Source organism: Prodigiosinella aquatilis (assembly GCA_030388725.1).
Lineage (GTDB): Bacteria > Pseudomonadota > Gammaproteobacteria > Enterobacterales > Enterobacteriaceae > Prodigiosinella > Prodigiosinella aquatilis.
In genome coordinates, this window is sequence record CP128857.1 from 2,908,074 (window position 1) to 2,926,972 (window position 18,899).

General features: G+C 46.8%; 16 protein-coding genes. 3 read left to right on the plus strand and 13 right to left on the minus strand.

Annotated features, from left to right (window positions below; genetic code table 11):
* Positions 1 to 12 precede the first annotated feature (12 nt).
* From potE to PCO85_13530, 9 genes are all read right to left on the minus strand, one after another.
* Positions 13 to 1,341 (minus strand): putrescine-ornithine antiporter, encoded by a 1,329-nt coding sequence (potE, locus tag PCO85_13490; GenBank protein ID WJV52257.1) that lies wholly within the window; start codon positions 1,339 to 1,341, stop codon positions 13 to 15.
* 78 nt (positions 1,342 to 1,419) lie between these two features.
* Entirely contained in the window at positions 1,420 to 3,582 is a 2,163-nt protein-coding gene (gene speF, locus PCO85_13495; GenBank protein WJV52258.1) for an ornithine decarboxylase SpeF, read from the minus strand.
* Between the two features lie 453 nt (positions 3,583 to 4,035).
* Complete coding sequence (speFL, locus tag PCO85_13500) at positions 4,036 to 4,140, minus strand: leader peptide SpeFL (GenBank protein WJV52259.1); 105 nt, start codon at positions 4,138 to 4,140, stop codon at positions 4,036 to 4,038.
* A gap of 783 nt (positions 4,141 to 4,923) precedes the next feature.
* Positions 4,924 to 5,412 carry an ArgR family transcriptional regulator gene (locus tag PCO85_13505; GenBank protein WJV52260.1) on the minus strand — a complete coding sequence of 163 codons (489 nt, stop codon included), beginning with the start codon at positions 5,410 to 5,412 and terminating at the stop codon, positions 4,924 to 4,926.
* Between the two features lie 123 nt (positions 5,413 to 5,535).
* Positions 5,536 to 6,939, minus strand: coding sequence for a YfcC family protein (locus PCO85_13510; GenBank protein WJV52261.1), 1,404 nt, complete (start codon positions 6,937 to 6,939; stop codon positions 5,536 to 5,538).
* A 124-nt stretch (positions 6,940 to 7,063) separates the two neighbouring features.
* Positions 7,064 to 8,068, minus strand: coding sequence for an ornithine carbamoyltransferase (gene argF, locus PCO85_13515; protein WJV52262.1), 1,005 nt, complete (start codon positions 8,066 to 8,068; stop codon positions 7,064 to 7,066).
* 100 nt (positions 8,069 to 8,168) lie between these two features.
* A complete protein-coding gene (gene arcC / locus PCO85_13520; protein WJV52263.1) occupies positions 8,169 to 9,083 on the minus strand; it encodes a carbamate kinase in 915 nt (304 codons plus the stop codon).
* 22 nt (positions 9,084 to 9,105) lie between these two features.
* Positions 9,106 to 10,326, minus strand: a complete 1,221-nt coding sequence (gene arcA, locus PCO85_13525; protein ID WJV52264.1) for an arginine deiminase — start codon at positions 10,324 to 10,326, stop codon at positions 9,106 to 9,108.
* A gap of 825 nt (positions 10,327 to 11,151) precedes the next feature.
* Positions 11,152 to 12,249, minus strand: a complete 1,098-nt coding sequence (locus tag PCO85_13530) for a linear amide C-N hydrolase (GenBank protein ID WJV52265.1) — start codon at positions 12,247 to 12,249, stop codon at positions 11,152 to 11,154.
* A 623-nt stretch (positions 12,250 to 12,872) separates the two neighbouring features.
* Between PCO85_13530 and PCO85_13535 the strand changes: the two genes are divergently transcribed.
* Complete coding sequence (locus PCO85_13535) at positions 12,873 to 13,217, plus strand: SymE family type I addiction module toxin (GenBank protein ID WJV52266.1); 345 nt, start codon at positions 12,873 to 12,875, stop codon at positions 13,215 to 13,217.
* A gap of 98 nt (positions 13,218 to 13,315) precedes the next feature.
* On the opposite strand, the gene PCO85_13540 is transcribed toward PCO85_13535, so the two are convergent.
* The 4 genes from PCO85_13540 to efeU form a co-directional block, all read right to left on the minus strand.
* Positions 13,316 to 14,002: a hypothetical protein gene (locus tag PCO85_13540; GenBank protein ID WJV52267.1), complete on the minus strand. Its 687-nt coding sequence runs from the start codon at positions 14,000 to 14,002 to the stop codon at positions 13,316 to 13,318.
* Positions 14,003 to 14,300: 298 nt separating this feature from the next.
* Positions 14,301 to 15,596, minus strand: coding sequence for an iron uptake transporter deferrochelatase/peroxidase subunit (efeB, locus tag PCO85_13545; protein ID WJV52268.1), 1,296 nt, complete (start codon positions 15,594 to 15,596; stop codon positions 14,301 to 14,303).
* 11 nt (positions 15,597 to 15,607) lie between these two features.
* Positions 15,608 to 16,732: an iron uptake system protein EfeO gene (gene efeO / locus PCO85_13550; GenBank protein WJV52269.1), complete on the minus strand. Its 1,125-nt coding sequence runs from the start codon at positions 16,730 to 16,732 to the stop codon at positions 15,608 to 15,610.
* Positions 16,733 to 16,746: 14 nt separating this feature from the next.
* Complete coding sequence (efeU, locus tag PCO85_13555; GenBank protein ID WJV52270.1) at positions 16,747 to 17,595, minus strand: iron uptake transporter permease EfeU; 849 nt, start codon at positions 17,593 to 17,595, stop codon at positions 16,747 to 16,749.
* A gap of 357 nt (positions 17,596 to 17,952) precedes the next feature.
* Between efeU and PCO85_13560 the strand changes: the two genes are divergently transcribed.
* Both PCO85_13560 and PCO85_13565 read left to right on the plus strand, forming a co-directional pair.
* Positions 17,953 to 18,270 carry a DUF134 domain-containing protein gene (locus PCO85_13560; protein ID WJV52271.1) on the plus strand — a complete coding sequence of 106 codons (318 nt, stop codon included), beginning with the start codon at positions 17,953 to 17,955 and terminating at the stop codon, positions 18,268 to 18,270.
* The gene (locus PCO85_13565) at positions 18,245 to 18,763 is read left to right on the plus strand and encodes a NifB/NifX family molybdenum-iron cluster-binding protein (GenBank protein ID WJV52272.1); all 519 of its coding nucleotides are present in this window, start codon (positions 18,245 to 18,247) and stop codon (positions 18,761 to 18,763) included. Before PCO85_13560 ends, PCO85_13565 begins: the two co-directional genes overlap by 26 nt.
* Positions 18,764 to 18,899 lie beyond the last annotated feature (136 nt).

The following is an 18,899-nucleotide window of genomic DNA, read 5'->3' on the forward strand; positions in this document are numbered from 1 at the left end:
GAGAGGAGTTGTTTAACGCGTTCCTTCCGATATCCGCTTCGATGCCATAAACCGTGCAGAGACCAACCCGTACAGCGTCCAGCCGAGGAACGTCACAATCGCGCCCCACATCATCGCATCTGAACCGGAACTGTACAGTGCATAAAAACTGTACAAGGCACCGATAAAAGCAATCACATTGGCGATGCGCGCTTTACCCGCCTCAATACCAGACATTTTCTGAATAACCAGCAACGCGGCCATCGACAGAATATACGGAATGATATTCGTCACCACCGCCAGATTAACCAGTACGTCAAACTGTTTGCTCAGCGACGGACTAATTGTCATCAACGACATAGCACTTTGCAGGATAACAATGACCAGCATGCCTTTAACCGGCGCATCCGCTTTGGAAACTTTTGAGAAAATCCTGGGGAAAAAACCGGCATCGGCAGAAGATTTAAACACCTGGGCAATAGTGAACTGCCAACCCAGCAGGGAGCCCACACAGGACATCACCATTAATGCCATGATGATTTTACCCACCGTCGGATTAAACATATGGGCAAACGCCAGACCAAATGGCGCATTGGAATTGGCCAATTCCATGTTAGGCACAATCCCGGCGATAACATTGGTTGAGATAATATAAATGACCGCTGCGCTTAATGTTCCACCCAATACTGCGATGGGGACGTTACGCTCTGGGTTTTCCACAGTTTCGGTATTGGCGCAGGCGGATTCCAACCCCAGGAATGCCCACAATGTCATAGAGATAGACGACCCGATAGCTTCAAACGTTGGCACATGATGTGGATTCCAGGACGAAACATAGGCGTCACTGCTGAACCAGAACCAACCGAACAGGGATATCCCGACTACCGGAACAATTACCCCCCACACGGTGATACTACTAAGTTGTCCGGTAATCCGCGCACCACCAAAGTTGGCGACAGTGGCCAACCATAACACCCCGATGGTCGCGATACAGATACCAAACGGCGACAACGACGTATTCAGCAATTCGATGCCATAGCCAACCGCCGAAATCGCGATGGCAATATTGGCGATCAGTAAAGAAACCCCGTAAGTATAATTCGCCATAAAGTTACCTGGCTTGCCGAAGGTGTATTCAGCATATCCACCCATTCCTCCGGGTTTACGACTTAGCATGCCGCATTTGGCAAAAGCGAAAGCCAGTGCCATTGAACCCACTGCGGTTACCAGCCAAGATATAATGGATATCGTCCCTACTTCGGCTAATTTTGTGGGCAGCATAATAATACCCGATCCCATCATATTTACGGTCGTCAAAATCGTGAGCGAGACTACGCCCATTTTATTATTGGACTTACTCATGGTTAATCTCTCTTTCTGTTTTCCCTGGTGAGAATGTATTACTAACGCAGGGTATTTCAGTAAATTTACTGGCATTAATTAGCAGCTAATGACATAGCCATAAGCTCTTTTTATTCCATCATCATCCTGTTGGATATAAACACCCTGTAATTCTGGTGCGAAACCCGGTAATAAATTAATGCCTTCTTCCAACGCCAGGAAATAATGCAGTGCTGAACCACCCCATATTTCTCCGGGAACCACACATAATACACCGGGAGGGTACGGTAATGCGCCTTCTGCGGCGATTCGCCCTTCTGCCTTACACAGCGGAATTAATTCAACATTACCGCGAACAAGTTCAGTATTGGCATCTTGTGGATTCATGGCGATGGCAGGGAAATAATCTTTGCGGAACATCTCTTTCTGTAGCTGTTTGACATTATAACTAACATAAAGATCGTGCATTTCCTGACAGAGTTTCCGTAGGGTATAATTTTTATAACGGACCTCGTTGTTTTTATATATGGTAGGTAACACCTCGCTCAGCAATGTATTTTGTTCAATATGTTTTTCAAAACGGGCAAGCAATGCGACCAGATGCTGCATTTTGGCAATATCTTCCGCTGGAGTCAGCAGGAAAAGAATAGAATTGAGGTCACATTTTTCCGGCACAATACCATTTTCACGCAAGTAATTGGCTAATACCGTAGCCGGAATACCGAATTCAGTATATTCACCGGTATTGGTATCAATACCCGGTGTCGTCAACAGTAATTTACAAGGATCAATAAAGTATTGTGATTCGTCATAACCACTAAATGCATGCCATTTTTCACCGGGAATAAAATTAAAGAAACGCAGATCATTGGCCATGACAGAGGTATCGTAGTCCTGCCAGGGACGGCCATCCACAGTAACCGGCACAAAAGGCTTGATCATCTTACAAGCTTCCAGCAGCATCTTGCGCGTTTCGATACCCAACTCAACGCATTCGCGCCATAAGCGACGCCCACTCTCCCCTTCATGCATTTTGGCGTTGATATCCAATGCGGCAAACAATGGGTAAAACGGGCTGGTGGACGCATGTAGCATAAAGGCATTATTGAAGCGTTTATGGTTGCAGTAACGGGCTTGTCCTTTGATATGCTTATCTTTTTTATGTATTTGCGATGTCTGTGAAAAACCGGCTTGCTGTTTATGTACCGATTGTGTCACCAGAATCCCGGGATCGTTTTCGTTCAGTTCCAGCAGTAACGGCGAGCAGTCTTTCATCATGGGAATAAACTGTTCATAGCCAACCCAGGCAGAGTCGAACAGAATGTAATCACACAGATGGCCTATTTTATCCACGACCTGGCGCGCGTTATAAATGGTGCCGTCATAAGTACCGAGTTGAATAATGGCCAGCCGGAATGGCCGTGCTTCATTGGCACGTTGCGGGGCAACCTGGCGGATTTGATCGCGCAGATATTTTTCCGTAAAACAGTGGGCATCAATACCACCGATAAAACCGAACGGGTTACGGGCCGTTTCCAGATACACCGGCGTGGCACCAGCCTGAATCAGTGCACCATGATGGTTGGACTTGTGATTATTACGATCGAACAGCACCAGATCGCCACGGGTTAATAGCGCATTGGTGACCACTTTGTTAGAAGCAGAGGTCCCATTTAAAATGAAGTAGGTTTTGTCGGCGTTAAAGACCTTAGCTGCGTGAATTTGCGCGTCACAAGGGGCTCCTTCATGGATCAGTAAATCCCCCAGTTTGACATCCGCGTTACACATATCCGACCTGAATATCGTTTCGCCATAAAAATCAAAAAACTGGCGACCCGCAGGGTGTTTACGGAAGAATTGTCCCCCTTGATGCCCCGGACAGGCAAAGGTTGAATTCCCCATCTCCACATACTGTTTTAATGTTTTAAAAAACGGCGGCAATAGTTCATTTTCATATTTTGCCGCTGCCGCTTCCAGTTGCCGACCATAAAAGTCAGTATTCGCTGTACACAGTTCAAATACCCCGGTCAGCGACGATAACGTCGTACTGTCCAATTCTTCTTCACAGCAGACTGCAATAAATATCGGGATAGAAAATCCCGTACTTTCGACCTGTTTAATCATGCCATTATTAACGTCATCAACTGAAATCACGACCGCTGCAATATCAGTAAAATCAGTATTATTAATATCCACCACTTCCCTTTGTATTTCGAAGCAGGATTGTACCGATGTACTAGTGGCAATCTTTAATTTTTGCATCTGGTTATCTTCTTTTATTTTAGGGTGAATCAATCCCGTCAGGCTGAATTAATCAGTCCAACTTATTACTTGCCTAATTCAGGGCGCAAGGAGGCCTGACAATTCTTGTACACTTTAAATAATTCGAGTTACAGGAAGGCAGAAAGCTAATAAATCCCGATGAGCTTACTCAAGTAAGTCATTCGGGTGAATAAGCTCGGCCAACGCACAGCAACTTGAAGTATGACAAGTAGAATTGTTCTTCCTATTACCGTTGACTACGCAAACATGTAATGCCGTAAGTTATGGCAATGATTCCAATAATTAAGGATGTATCCAGTGATATCCATTATTGAAGACAAAGCATCACCTTTCGAAAAAAATAATCGACGTGAATTTTTGTTTCAATAGAGATGGATGACAGTCCGTAATAATTGAAAATCAAAATTAACGGATGCCATTAAAGAAGGGCGACTATTTTTTATTGAAGTAGGCGAAAGTAAAACAACTGCGACAAGACATCTTCATTAGATGAGTAACCCGCCTGATATGCGGCATAAAACGGTTATTGTTCTCCATTTTCTGACACCTTCCTGGGTTGATGATTTAGCGCTAATTCTAGCGTTAAAAAGCCATCAAACGGTGATATAGATCAATTATTCCCGCTCATTATAAATAACCATGCAGTCAGAAATGGATTTATTTGCATAAAAAAACACTTATTTTGACTTTTATTTTCTCCTTCATTTATACGTTAATTTTATTATTTTATTTTTAAATCATTATTTCATTAACAGTCTGGAAACATTAATGGTTCTCTTGCTAAGTAATATGCCCCATTATAGTGCAATGCCGGAGGAGACATGTTCGCAAGGTGTTACCTGCCGGGAAGAATTCATGGCAGATGCGGAGAATCAAAACTGGAGTGCATAAATAATGCATAATTATGCATAATTGAAATTTAACCGAATTGCTGAATATGTGATGCAGTTCAAATAAACAGGTTGTAAAAAATACCCACATCAGAACAGGAAAAAGCGAAAACCAACAATAATTCATTAAATACAATTAGTTATATGGGTAACTTGTCGCATGAAGATAAGCATAATTTTATCGTTTCAGGGAGTAATACTGTGGACAAGTGTAAATTTTCGGCCTCGGTTCAAAAGCAGATCGCTATCTGGAATCAGTACACCGCACAAACAAAAAATCTGAGAACGGTATATCACCCCTCTCAGACTATAATCACTGCGCCATTTAAAGAGTTAATCACTCAGACGCGGAACCGCTTACGTCGTTATTCTTGTGTGAGGGCTATCACGCCCTGCCCTTGCTGCACAGCCAGTCAGGAAAGGCGCCCCGTTAAGCCTCCTCCAGCCCCAGAGAACGCAGAACCCGCTGGTGTACCTGCAAAATATTGCGAGTATCCCGTGGGGCGATCCAGACAATATTACTGGTTGCCACCACGCCCAAAACCTCTGGCAGAGCGTGGTGGTCAATGACTCGCGCAACTGCCCGCGCATAACCGGAAACGACTGAAATCAGGATAAACTCATGGTTATGCTCAACATGTACCACCATATCGGCGATTGGTCGGGAAGCATCCGGTTCAGGTTGCCCTTGTGGACTAAGTGCATAGATTTTGTGTCCTTTCGCGTTTCTGATTTTAATGACGCCGAGCAGCGTTAATAGCCGGGAAATAGTGGATTGACTAATCCCCTGGTACCCACGCCGTTGCATTTCCTTACGTAGTTGCTCCTGAGAACAATAGCTATTGCCAATAATTAGCTGCTGACAAAGTGCCAGTTGAGCCTGTTCCTTATCGAGTGTTGTTTGAGATTTCTTCACCATAACGACAATCCTGTAGACAATAGAGTGCCAAATTTATAGGAAATAAAGGGTTTACTAAGGCAAATTTGCACATCAGCCGCAGAAACGATTACGCAACGAAATACAGCCGAAAAACGGGGGAACTTACAGAAGTACCCCCAGACTCAGAGCGATCATCAGCAGTACGGTCAGAATCGCGATTAACGGCGCGACCCATTGCAACCAACGCACATAGGGAATACGGGCGATTGCCAATCCGCCCATCACAACAGCGGAAGTAGGTGTAATCAGATTGACCACGCCAGAAGCGGATTGATATGCCGTGACGACCAGCTCGCGCCCAACGTTGGCGAAGTCGGCCAGCGGTGCCATGATCGGCATGGTGAGCACCGCCAAACCGGAAGAGGAAGGCACCAGAAAAGAGAGTACTACTTCAAGCAGGAACATCACGTTAATGAACAGCACCGAGGACAACCCGCTTACGCACTCTTCCGCCTGATTGAGAATCGTGTGTGTGATCATCCCATTGTCCATAACGACCACAATGCCGCGAGCGATGCCGATAATCAGTGCCACACCCAGCAGATCCCTGGCGCCGTCGATGAAAGTGGAAGTCAGTTCCGCTTCACTCATCCGGGCAATCAAGCCGATAATAATTGCTGCGGTCAGGAAAACACCGGAAATTTCCCCCATCCACCAGCCCCGAACAGATACACCGTAAATCATCACGGCGAAAGCCAGGGCAAAAAGGGTTAGCACCACTTTGCGGGTAGTGGTAAATGGCAGTATCTCATGACTTTTATTGCCCAAAAAATGCTCACGATCGGCGTCCAATTGATCGGCTATTATCGACGTGGCAGGATCTCGCTTCACTTTACGGGCATAACGCATGACATAAGCGACACAAATCAACCAGCCAATAATCAGAATGGCAATGCGCAAACCAATACCCGCCGTAAACGGAATTCCCGCCGCGTTGGCGGCAATCACGGTAGCGAAGGGATTGATGGTGGAACCGAGTGTACCGATGCCCGCACCCAGCAACACCGTTGCGGCGGCCACAACCGCATCAAAACGCGCCGCCATCATGACGGGGACCATCAGACTGTAAAAAGGGAGCGACTCTTCCGCCATGCCATAAATGGTTCCCCCGGCGGCAAACAGGGCCATCAGAATGGGGATCATCCACTCTTCGTGCCCCTTTAAGCGCACCGTGACACGTTCTATCCCGGCATCAATCGCACCGGTTTTAGTCACAATGCCGAGAAAACCACCCACGATAAGAACAAATAGCGCCACATCAATGGCACCAGCTTCATTAGTACGATGATTGTATAGACCATCGATCGGCGCCAGCAGCACATCCGTAATCCCCTGTGGGTGGGAGGCAACCGGATGCCAGGTTCCGGCCACTGGCACCTCTTTGCCCAATGTGGGGTTCATCTTCATATCATATTGACCCGCTGGAATAACCCAACTGAGCATGGCCATAAGTGTGATAAGTAAAAAAAGAATGGTGTAGGCTGAAGGGAATTTAAATGTTTTCATGATGTTACTTCCTTGCGCAGTGCATTAAGCACTGACAGGTGTGGTAAATAATCATCGCGGAATAAACACCGGAGAAAACGAGGTATCCATCATCCCCGGTGGCGACAACTACCTTGACCGGGCGTTAACCAGCCAGCGTGGCAACCATGACGGCTTTGATGGTATGCATGCGGTTTTCCGCCTCATCAAAAACAATGGCGTTCTCGGACTCGAAAACGTCGTCCGTCACTTCCAGCCCTTTTAGCTGGTAAGCCAGTTCAATCTCACGGCCTACCTGGGTATGCTCATTGTGAAAAGCGGGCAGACAGTGCATGAATTTGGCCTGGGGATTACCGGTAGCCTCCATCACGGCACGGTTGATCTGGTACGGTTTCATCAAGCTGACTCGTTCGGCCCAGGCCGACTTGGGTTCCCCCATTGACACCCAGACATCGGTGTAGAGGAAATCGACCCCTGCGACGCCTTCATCGACGAATTCGGTCAAGGTAATACGACCCCCGGTCTGGTGGGCGATGTCCCGGCACTGCTGTACCAGAGTGTCTTCCGGCCAGTAGGTTTTCGGTGCCACCAGCCGGATATCCATGCCCATTTTGGCGGCACCGACCATCAACGAATTGCCCATGTTGTTGCGGGCATCGCCCAGATAGGCAAAGGAAAGCTGGTTTAGTTGTTTACCCGGCGCATGTTCCAGCACGGTCATCAGGTCGGCCAGAATCTGGGTTGGATGGAATTCATCGGTCAGACCATTCCATACCGGTACACCGGCAAACCGGGCCAGTTCCTCAACAATGGCTTGACCAAACCCGCGATATTCAATGCCGTCATACATTCTGCCCAGCACGCGGGCGGTGTCTTTCATCGATTCTTTATGGCCAATCTGTGAACCGCTGGGGCCGAGATAAGTCACTCGCGCCCCCTGATCAAACGCGGCCACTTCAAATGCACAACGCGTGCGGGTGGAGGTTTTTTCAAAGATCAGCGCGATATTTTTACCGGTTAATTTCGGTTGCTCCGTACCGCTGTATTTGGCCTTTTTCAAATCAATGGCCAGGTTGATCAGGAACTGTATTTCCTCGGTAGTGAAATCCAGCAACTTCAGAAAATGGCGGTTATATAAATTAACAGACATATTTTATTCCTTTAAAATCAATTGGATAATATTTACGCATCAGGAATTTGGCGCACAGAATTCCTGACCGTGAATAACGGTTTAATTAACCAGGTGTTATTTATGCGAAACGGATGAGGGTGCCTTTTTTCCCAGCCAGAATTGCCGCACCATCCGCGAGTGATCCGATGCCTGCCACCCCATGGCATTGATTGACAAACCCACAAGCGGCAGCGATTTTAGGCCCCATGGAACCGGCATCGAAAGACATGCCAGCCAGATCGCCGGGCGTGACTTTATCCAGTGGCCGCTGGGTGGTTTTCCCCCAGTCGAGATAGACAGCGTCGGCGTCAGTCAGTATCAGCAAAGCATCGGCCTTGATTTGACGCGCCAGCATGGCGGCCGAAAGATCTTTATCGATAACCGCTTCGATACCCGATAGCTGACCCTCGTGGTTACGGACCACCGGAACCCCCCCACCGCCATTGCAAATAACCAGATGGTCACGCGCAATCAAGGTACTGATGGCATCGCTCTCAACAATGCGTTGCGGTTGTGGCGATGCGACAACACGGCGAAAATGCCCGCCATCCGCTTTCATGATCCAACCCTTTTCCCGCCGAATAGTCTCGGCCTGCTCCTGCTGATAGACCGGGCCGATATATTTTGTTGGCTGAGTGAAAGCGGGATCGTGCGGATCAACCTCCACCTGCGTCAACAACGTGCTGATCTCATGCTGCGGCAGATCATTGCGCAGGGCTTGTTGCAACAGGTAGCCGATCATGCCCTGACTTTCCGCCCCCAGAATATCCAGCGGATAAGGAGTAACCTCGGCATAAGCGTTATTCTGTAGTGCCAGCAATCCAACCTGTGGGCCGTTGCCGTGTACCAGCACCACACGCCAGTGTTCAGTTAGACCGGCAATGGTCCGAGCGGCCAGGTCGATATTACGGCGTTGAACTTCCGCTTCCAGCGGTTCGCCCCGTTTGAGCAAGGCATTGCCACCGAGCGCAACAACCAATGTTGGTTTTGTCATTCTGTTTCTCCTGTGATGTGGCTCAGATAGCGTCACGTTCAAGTGGGCAACTCATGCAACGCGCACCACCACGTCCTCGTCCGAGTTCATCACCGGGAATAGGTAACACCGTAATGCCTGCCTTATCATATTTCTCATTGGTCCATGTATTGCGCTCATAACCAATCACCACACCGGGACGCACAGTCAGGACATTATTGGCATCGTTCCACTGCTCACGCTCTGCTTCAAAACGGTCGCCACCGGTAGTAATCAATCTGACGTGATCGATACTCAGTGCCCGTTCAATAGCTTTCAGGAAATTCGCCTCCTCCTGACGGTTCAGCCCACCATGACCGTCGTCGGTCAACGTCCAGCACTGGGCGTCGTTACTCACGATTTCGGGATAAACAGAGAACGTGTCGACATCAATATGTGTCATCACGGTATCAAGGTGCATACAGGAGCGATGTTTCGGCAATTCCAGCGCAATAACACGATCGGCCTGTTTATGCTGGAATAAAGATCGGGCCAGGAATTCAACGCCCTGGGGAGTGGTGCGCTCGGACATACCAATTAATACCGCACCACGACCGATAACTAGTACATCGCCGCCTTCCAGCGTGGCATGATCGTAATTATTGTTATCATCACCGAAATACTTGATAAACCCACCTGACGCAAAAAGCGGATGCCAGCGATATATTGCCCGCAGATTATTAGTTTCTCGCTGACGTGCAACTTTTGCCATGGGGTTTATGGAAACACCGTTATATATCCAGCATGAAGTATCCCGGGTAAATAAATGATTGGGTAACGGCTTCATGATAAAATCCGTTGCCCGATTGGTGTCCACAACCATATTACTGAACGTTTCGGGAATTTCGTTATATGTCAGCCCGCCAGTCATAATCCGGGCTAATTGACGATGCGGCTGTTCAGCAAGCCAGCCACGAATGTCAGCCGCAAAAGAAGGACCTAAACGATAATCAGAAATCTGGGTATTTAACAGCCAGTCTTTGGCTTCTGGCAATTCCAGTGTTTCGGTAAGTAAATCTGTCAATAATAGAACCTCAACATTTTGCTGACGCAGGACATTAGAGAATATGTCATGTTCCTGGCCCGCTCGTTCAACCGACAACACATCATCAAACAATAATTCCTGACAGTTTGAAGGAGTTAGTCTTTTCAGACTTAAATTTGGCCGATGCAACATCACACTGCGCAATTGACCTATCTCTGATCCGACATAATGTTTCTGCATGGTGATTCCTTTTAAATAAAACAGACAATATTAATCCGCGGCAAATAATAAACATTTACCAATTAACGTTTTTATTCCTGTCTGGAATACGCGGCCATATTATTTAATAACGGTGGGCTTATTGTGATAAAGATCACATGACGGCGTTTGAAATAAATAAACTCCTTTTTTGTTGAGCCAGCGCATTGTTTTATTTATTTAAATAAAATCAAATTTGAATAAATAACATGAATAAGGTTTTTTTATTTCCAAATGGCCATTTTTAATTTATAAATCAATATTTACAGAATTATTTAACCGATTGATATTTATCATATGTTTTTCTTATATCTACTAAGTATCCTTTCGGCACGATTAATTATTTTACATTAGCCATAATTATCAGAATTGTTATTCATAAATATGCAAAATAAGATGAAACATATTCTCGTGACGCAGTCGTCATTTTTTTTAATTCTCTATTAATAACAGCGCATTGAAATAGTCACATAGATAGCGGGGGTAATTACCTATTCAGTATAGTTGCATAAGCATTTCTCTTTAATTTGTCGCTATTTGGATAATAAAGGAATAGTTATGTGCTGTAGTCAGAATGAATATTGGAAAACCGATAGCAGAGAGAGGAAAAAGATACCCCGGTGGTTTGAAATCCATACCCGCCACCTTTCAAATTGCAGGCGTTTTGTCTGCTTTCAGTGACCCGGTCCATCCCTGGACCTCGTCTCTTTGAAGCCGTTGTGAACCACATTCAAACCAATCCTACAGGGATTTATTCGTTTGTTTCTTTACAACAGATTGAAATATATTGGGTATATACTTTTTTGACTATTTCCCCAGTTCGCTATTGGAGATGGTGTGATAGAGAGAAGATACCGGTTTATAGCATTTTCCATCCAGTGCTTCCCAATCCAGATCGTCGAGTCTAACTGCGGTGACTTGCGGTGAGTCGTAATAACGGATGGCATACACGTTATTTATCAGATCTTTGCTTACTACCCATTGGGTGTAATCTTCCGCTCCTTGTTCACCCGGTTCCTTGAGAACCCCTTTGGGAATGTCGGTTGTATTAAGAATATGGAAAGCCAAGTTCATTGCTTCATCCGAACTGACTGGTTGATCAGCAAAGCTGGTTATGGCAACAGCCCGGACAAAACGACTTGGCGGAGTCAGGTCACCGGGCATACCAAGCAACCCGCTTCCATTACCTGTCGCCGCTACAACGTATGAGTTGAAGGAGGCCGTTGTAATATTGGTCTTCTGCAAATTAACATGATTTCTCAAATTTTGAAGATGCACTGGAAATTCAGGAACATTAGTACAAACATGCACCGGATTATTATATATGTGCATTTTCCCCGCGATAAATTCGATGACAATGCTATGTCCCGTGGCATCATTGATGGCGTAGTGAAGAGGGAAGAAATCATTCGAGTCACTAATACCAAGCTCTTTATAAGAGATTTTAGAGACATTGACTTGTGGCTGAGTGCCCGGCAGAGGTTCATACTCAAAAAATGTGTGGAGGTCAGCTCCATCCAATACGTTTCTGCCTAGTGCGCTAATGACCTCATTGCAACGAGAAAAACGACTGAGCATCCATTGTAGAAAATCGACGCTGGAAATGGTGTTGGTTGGATTTGTATTCTCAGGATATTCGCTACCGGGCAACCATAGCATGCCACCAGAAAGTCCGTCGGTATTCATGCCATCGACTGCCACATCAAGATTAAAAGCATTCATGCTCACGAAACTATACTTTCCTATCCAACTAAATTGGCATCGCTCAAGGCGCGCCGTTGAGTGGTACTGGTATCCCGCCTTGCGGAAAAATAGCCTTGAACCCAGTTCCTCGGCAAACTCCATTGAACGTCCATTTACCGCATATTCATTACCATTTTTGTTAATTAAAAAATCTAAGCACATGGGCTGTATCCTTTTATTAGGCTTGCTGCAATAAAAAACAGTTAACACATAGTCTGAACTGTAAGTCCCCCGGATAATCCAGGTGATAGAGACTTATTCTCATCACTCTTACATAACGACACTTTATAAATAATAGTTGGTTTTTTATATCTGGCTAAAACATTGGCAGAATACCAAGACAAACCACTGCCTTATTAAGGCCGCGTATTATCTCTGATAGAAAAAAATGACCATAATAGCCAAAAAAAACGTCACATACCAAAATTCGGATTATAAAAATCCTCATCGAGAATAATATCGATTTAATCCACTAAAAATTTACCGTACCGACATATCACCCCTTTTACTCAAAATTGTATCGATAAAATCGTGCCGCGCCATAGCGTAATCCGCTGTCTTAATAAAGATAGACATTATAGTTGCACTATCCTGCGAATTAGGATGGACAACATCCAGGTAAAACCATTACTTTATCTCCAGGAATGTTGAAATTGACTATACCCGTCATTTTTCACGTTGCAGGAAAGCGGTAAGTGAAGGCGTTCCGATGAGCTTACTAAAGTAAGTGATTCGGCTGACCAAGAGGATTTCCCGATGAGCCAGATAAAAAAGGAGAGTGTGCAATGAACGTTCAGTCTACGTTTCATAACAATGGACTACCAGAGCTGACCATGACAGGGCAAGCGCTGGATGAAGCAGGGTTTACGGCGGGAACATGGTTTCATATCCAGCTATACCGCAACGGGTTGGTACTCACCCGGCTTAGCGACGATACCGACATTGCCGAACTGATGGCACAGTTGGATAGCACTGAACAGGAAGGCGCTGACTGGGTACATGACAACGGTGAAATCTATCTGGCGGGCGACTGGCTTACCCGCAGTGGGTTAATGACCCCAACGCATAATATTGAGCTGTTGCCCGGTAAGATCATTATCCGGGCTGAACAACATAGTATGCTGGCGTAATATAAATCCCGGATATATAAAAATAGCCGGGAATATTTTATGATTATGTCGGGCTAAATGCCTGTTCTGCTTTTTCCTGAAGAATGAAATGACATAACCTATTTACCTGTCACTGCTAATTTGCAGACATACATATCATTAATTAATTGGTTTACTTTTTCATCATCAATATTTTTGTTGGTTCCACCAGAAACGCCCGTCAGCGCTTTTTTCAAGGTATCCAGATCAGGTGTCAGAAGTTTTACATCAGATTGTTTCTTTTTTAGTTCGTAAGTGATATCGCCTAAATATCTTTTTTCTTCTTCTAATAGCCCTGGGAATAAATTAATGTTATTACTAGCACGTAGAAATTCACCGTTCTTAACTACCACATCATAAATACAATTCGCCGCTTCAGCAGCACTCCGGTAATTCATGGCCTGTGCCGAATACTGATACCGCTGTGGCAAAATAGAAGAACCTGCCGCGACCCCGCCTCCAGCCCAGGCAGTCGTTGTGGCACCATTAACCCCGGCAACCAATGCCGTGACCGTGCCGATAAAACCCAATTCACTAAAGGCATTGGATTGAGCGACAAGTCCGAATGATTTACTACTCCAGACATCACGATATAAAATCGCCAAAGTCGTCATTTTTTGATACTCATTTATATCTTCGTTGAGTACATTATTTATCTCTTCAGAGGAAGGCTCGGTGACTGGCACGGGATAGGGACTAACACACCCTGTAATTAGCATGCACATTATTAGTATATGTGTTCTTTTCTCTGCGTGAGTCGTTTTCATAATAGAACCTCTGCCATTGATGAAACTTATCAGTGTCATACCCTATTTTTATATTTAGACTACTACGAGTGTTTTTCCATAAAATGGCAGCAATATATTTTCATGCAACTGTATAAATTTGAGAATGCTTTATGAATAACGTATTAATATATTTGAATAACCATATATATTATGAATAATTCGAGTTGCAGAATTTGGTAATACGTTGTGAGCAAGTGTAGTAGGAATACGTATCAGAAAGGATCTCGCTATCGTCCTATTCTCGATGTTGAGGGCGAATATATCGCCCTCAACACAATCAAGCCGTCAATAATCCACGAGCCAGATAGTCACCGGTGTTTTTCACCCCCGGCAGTACAAAGAAATAGCCACCACCGATCGGTTTAATGTACTCCTCCAGCGGTTCACCATTGAGCCGTTTTTGTACGGTCAAAAAGCCATTTTCCAGGTCAGCCTGATAGCAGACAAACAGCAACCCCATGTCGAGCTGGCCCGCGTTGGACACGCCCAGAGAATAGCTGTAACCACGACGCAGCATCAGATTGACACGCGTCTCGGGTGTCCGTGGATTGGCAAGACGCATATGGGCATCCAGTGGGATCACCTTGCCTGCCGGATCCTGACGGTAATCCGGTTCGTCATGCTCATGTTTCATACCAAGCGGTGCGCCGCTGTCTTTTTCGCGCCCGAAAATTGTCTGTTGTTCCTGAAGAGGAGTCCGATCCCAGGATTCGACATAAAAACGGATAATTCTCGCCGCCTGATAACTGCCGCCCACCGCCCATGCCGGCTCCCCAGAGTGCGGACCGACCCACAGAATCTTATCCATCAGCGTGGTATCGCCGGTATTGGGGTTGGCTGTCCCGTCTTTAAAACCCAGCAGGTTGATCGGCGTCTCTTTCCCGTTAGTCCGCGCCGCATGGCCAGAAATGAACCCTTCCCGCTTCCAGCGCACACTCAGCAGGTCCGGTGTGTGTTTGATAATATCGCGCAACGCATGCAATACAGTTTCGTTGCTATTGGCACAAATTTGCAGTAGCAGATCCCCGTGACACAGACTGGCATCCAGCGAATCATGAGGGAAACGAACCATACGTTGCAGTTTCAGCGGTTTGTGCGCCTGTAGTCCAAAGCGCTCATCAAACAGAGACGTCCCCACCGACACCGTAATCGTCAGATTATCAGGGTAAATCACCGGTCCCATGATGCCTGAATCCACTGGCGGCAACAGAGGATTGACTGCCGCCACCTCGCCCCCGGTGGTCAGAAAGGCAATGCGTTGGGTCAACAATTGAAACAGGCGCGTTAAATCGGCCTTACTGGTCGCGAGTACATCAAATGCCACCAGCAACATTGATGCTTGCTGTGGGGTGGTAATACCAGCCTGGTGAAGGCCATAGAACGGCTGTTTTCCCCAACGATCATCCTGTGGTGCCGACGGTTTTTCCTCCGCCTGTACCCCACGGCCTCCTCCTAGCGCCAATGCTCCGCCTATCATACCCAGTCCTTGCAGCAAACGCCGACGCGACGGTGATGCGGCTTCCAGCTGCGGTGCATGTGGCCCGTTATGCGGGCCAGTTGTATGACGACTCATGGTAATCCGCCTCAGTCCAGTCCAAGCACACCGCGCAGCAGCGCCAGATCTTCCGCCAGCGCAGTAATCGGCCCTTTCAACGCCGTGCGATCCGCATCAGTCAATTTCTCATAAGATTCGAAACCGTCTTTGGTCCGGTACTTAGCCAGAATGCCATCCACGGTCTTAAAATTGGTATCGATCTTAGCCAGCAGTGGCTGATTGGCTTTTTCCAGCAGAGGGCGCAATAAGTTGACAATCTTTTGCGCACCGTCAACATTGGCCTGAAAATCCCACAGGTCAGTACGACTGTAACGGTCTTCCTCACCACTGATTTTGCTGGCTGCCACTTCTTCAATTAGCCCGGACGCGCCGCCGACCACTTTACTCGGCGGGAAAGTCAGCGTCGCAATTCGTTGTTGTAGTTCCAGCGTATCGCTGTACAGACGCTCGGCATACGTCGTCATGCCTTTAGTGGTGTGATCAGCAAATAACGCCTTCTCCAGGCGGTGAAAACCAGTGAAGTTTGGATCTTCAGCTTTCTTCTCATAGTCATCTTCACGGGCATCAATACTTCCATCCAGATCAGAGAACAGCTCCGCGATAGGCTCAATCCGTTCATAATGTTGGCGGGTTGGCGCATAGAGCTGCCGCGCCTCCTCCAGCTTGCCGGCTTTGATGGCATCGGTGAACTTTTGGGTCTGCTGTACCAGTCCATCGACCTCTTTAGTCACATAGACCTTGTATTCCGCGATCGGCCCGACCAGATCCAACAGATTGATTTGCGCTCCAGACATCTTGTCTGACGTCGCGGTAACTACAATCTTGCCTTTAGGGTTACTGAGCAGACCACAAGTCATGTCATATTCACCCGGTTGCAGGTTGGCGGTCATTTTTTGGGTAAAACCTGGCGCGATATTTTCACGCTCTTCCACCACCATCACCCCTTTGAGGATCTCCCATTCCAGATTTTTCTGGCTGTCATTCGATACCACAAACTGTGTTTTACCCGCCTTCAGGGTGATTTGCATCGGTTCACACTGCTTGTCGCTAACCGTTACCTTAACTTGCGGAATATCCGCAGCCAGTATGCTAAACACGGGGAGGGTAAATAAAGCGACGCACAACGATGTACGGTTAAAGAATGGTGCAGACATAGACATATCCCTTTTTACAAATAATGATTTTTATGTTGTGCCGGAACCGCTATTGGCCCCACGCGTTGCGGAAAGAAAAAGAAAAACAGCACCGGGATCAAATAAATAAAATAGACAGCCACTTCACTGACAGTTGGCGCTTCCTGATAACCGAAGATGCCTTCTAGCAACGTGCCAAACAGTGTATGGGTAGAAAGTGTGGTACTGAAATCAAACGCTACCTGTTGAAACTGGTTCCACAAGCCCGCTTCGTGGAAGGCGCGGATCGCCCCTGCGGCCAGACCAGCGGCAACAAACAGGATGAACAGACTGCTCCATTTGAAGAAATGGGCCAGATTCAGTTTCACGCCGCCCCAATAGATCATCATCCCCACCACGATGGCACACACTAGCCCGAGTACGGCGCCAATCGGCGCGGCAATACCGACATCCTGCTGAAAAGCCGCCAGCAGAAAGAACACCGATTCCAGCCCTTCACGCGCGACGGCAAAAAAAACCATCGCCACCAGCGTCCAGCCCTGACGTTTACTGGCGCCGAGTGCCTGATCGATAGCGCCTTCCAGATGCACCCGAACCGACCGGGACACTTTACGCATCCAGAACACCATGTAGGTCAGTATGCCAACGGCGATCACCGCAACAAGACCTTCGAACAGTTCCTGCTGTTTCTGCGGAAACTCTCCCGTAGTGGCATTGATAAACACCCCAAGCGCCAGACACAGCACTACGGCCAGAATGACCCCGGCCCAAACCGCACCCTGCCACTGTTCACGCTGGGTACGTTTCAGATAACTGGCGATCAGGCTGACGATCAGTGCCGCCTCAAGCCCCTCACGGAACATGATGAGTAAGGGAACAAACATGAATAATGGCTCCTTAAGCGGGCATGATGCGCAGCGGAATACACCTCCGCCGCAACAATATAAATGCAAACACAAGTAGTAACAATAATAGTTCTTATTTAACAATAAAAAGTAAGATGAGACAAAGTGATTTTTCTAATTAAATAGTGTAAAAAAACGAACCCGCTGACAGCCCGGCTATAGGGTTCCTGCATCACGGAAACCGAAAAACACAGGTAATGCGCTGAAATACCGACGCTACTGGACGGAGTAGCAGCGCGTTATACATCAGTGCATCGGCTCGTAATTGAATATAATAATTTGCATATGCTATAAACCAAGCGTATAAATGGCATATGCTATTAAAGAGGAGACGTTATGCCGCGACCTAAAATTCCAAGAATCATTTGTGGAAGGCCCGCTAATAGCTGTTTCAAACCTAATGGCCGATCAATGAACCAGCTTGAACGTGTTTATCTGAAAGAAGATGAGTTTGAAGCATTACGGCTGGTTGATCTGATGGGAATGCAACAACAGGAAGCCGCCGTCGAAATGGGCGTTTCCCGTCAAACACTGGCCAACGTATTAAAAGCAGCCCGCTTTAAAGTCGTCAACTGCCTGTCTCAGGGGAAAGCCCTGATGATGTCCCATAATGAGAGGAGTATTGACAATGATCACAGCCATTCCGATGAATGAAGATCGTATTGCCGGGCACTTTACCAAAGCGCTGAGCATAGCGTTCATTAATGAGCATGGCACAGAGATAAGTCGCCATGCTAATCCGGCACTGGACACCAACTGTACCGGCAAGCAGCAACTGATTGAGTTACTTCTTGAACAACAGGCCGACCATATCATTGTGCGTAATATTGGTACACAGATGCTGGGACGCTTACTGGAACATCATTTCCAGGTATTCCAGCTGAATGGCCGTCAACCTGATACGCTCAAACCAGACGACATCCCCGTAACCGCATTAACTGAAGCCAGTCAAGGGAAAGCCTCACCAAACCATGCTAACAAGCCGGAAGGTGGATGTGGCTGTCATCATCATGATGACAATCCCGCTACTGGCGGAATTGTCAGACGCTGCTGCCAGCAAGATGCCATTCATGCGCCTGGACATAGCGCCTGCCATTCCGGTGGGAACAAATCCGGTCATGGTCACGGTAAATGCTGCCATTCATGATGTTCTATACTCAAAATAATTCGAGTTGCAGGAAGGCGACAAGAGAGTGAATCCCGATAAGCTTACTCAGATAAGTGATTCGGGTGAATGAGCGCAGCCAACACACCTGCAACTTGAAGTATGACGGGTATATACT

What these genes read in the sequence shown, in the direction of transcription:
- potE (WJV52257.1), bottom strand. Translation starts at nt 1,341, where the DNA reads ATGAGTAAGTCCAATAATAAAATGGGCGTAGTCTCGCTCACGATTTTG.
- speF (WJV52258.1), bottom strand. Translation starts at nt 3,582, where the DNA reads ATGCAAAAATTAAAGATTGCCACTAGTACATCGGTACAATCCTGCTTC.
- speFL (WJV52259.1), bottom strand. Translation starts at nt 4,140, where the DNA reads ATGGAGAACAATAACCGTTTTATGCCGCATATCAGGCGGGTTACTCAT.
- PCO85_13505 (WJV52260.1), bottom strand. Translation starts at nt 5,412, where the DNA reads ATGGTGAAGAAATCTCAAACAACACTCGATAAGGAACAGGCTCAACTG.
- PCO85_13510 (WJV52261.1), bottom strand. Translation starts at nt 6,939, where the DNA reads ATGAAAACATTTAAATTCCCTTCAGCCTACACCATTCTTTTTTTACTT.
- argF (WJV52262.1), bottom strand. Translation starts at nt 8,068, where the DNA reads ATGTCTGTTAATTTATATAACCGCCATTTTCTGAAGTTGCTGGATTTC.
- arcC (WJV52263.1), bottom strand. Translation starts at nt 9,083, where the DNA reads ATGACAAAACCAACATTGGTTGTTGCGCTCGGTGGCAATGCCTTGCTC.
- arcA (WJV52264.1), bottom strand. Translation starts at nt 10,326, where the DNA reads ATGCAGAAACATTATGTCGGATCAGAGATAGGTCAATTGCGCAGTGTG.
- PCO85_13530 (WJV52265.1), bottom strand. Translation starts at nt 12,249, where the DNA reads ATGTGCTTAGATTTTTTAATTAACAAAAATGGTAATGAATATGCGGTA.
- PCO85_13535 (WJV52266.1), top strand. Translation starts at nt 12,873, where the DNA reads ATGAACGTTCAGTCTACGTTTCATAACAATGGACTACCAGAGCTGACC.
- PCO85_13540 (WJV52267.1), bottom strand. Translation starts at nt 14,002, where the DNA reads ATGAAAACGACTCACGCAGAGAAAAGAACACATATACTAATAATGTGC.
- efeB (WJV52268.1), bottom strand. Translation starts at nt 15,596, where the DNA reads ATGAGTCGTCATACAACTGGCCCGCATAACGGGCCACATGCACCGCAG.
- efeO (WJV52269.1), bottom strand. Translation starts at nt 16,732, where the DNA reads ATGTCTGCACCATTCTTTAACCGTACATCGTTGTGCGTCGCTTTATTT.
- efeU (WJV52270.1), bottom strand. Translation starts at nt 17,595, where the DNA reads ATGTTTGTTCCCTTACTCATCATGTTCCGTGAGGGGCTTGAGGCGGCA.
- PCO85_13560 (WJV52271.1), top strand. Translation starts at nt 17,953, where the DNA reads ATGCCGCGACCTAAAATTCCAAGAATCATTTGTGGAAGGCCCGCTAAT.
- PCO85_13565 (WJV52272.1), top strand. Translation starts at nt 18,245, where the DNA reads ATGATCACAGCCATTCCGATGAATGAAGATCGTATTGCCGGGCACTTT.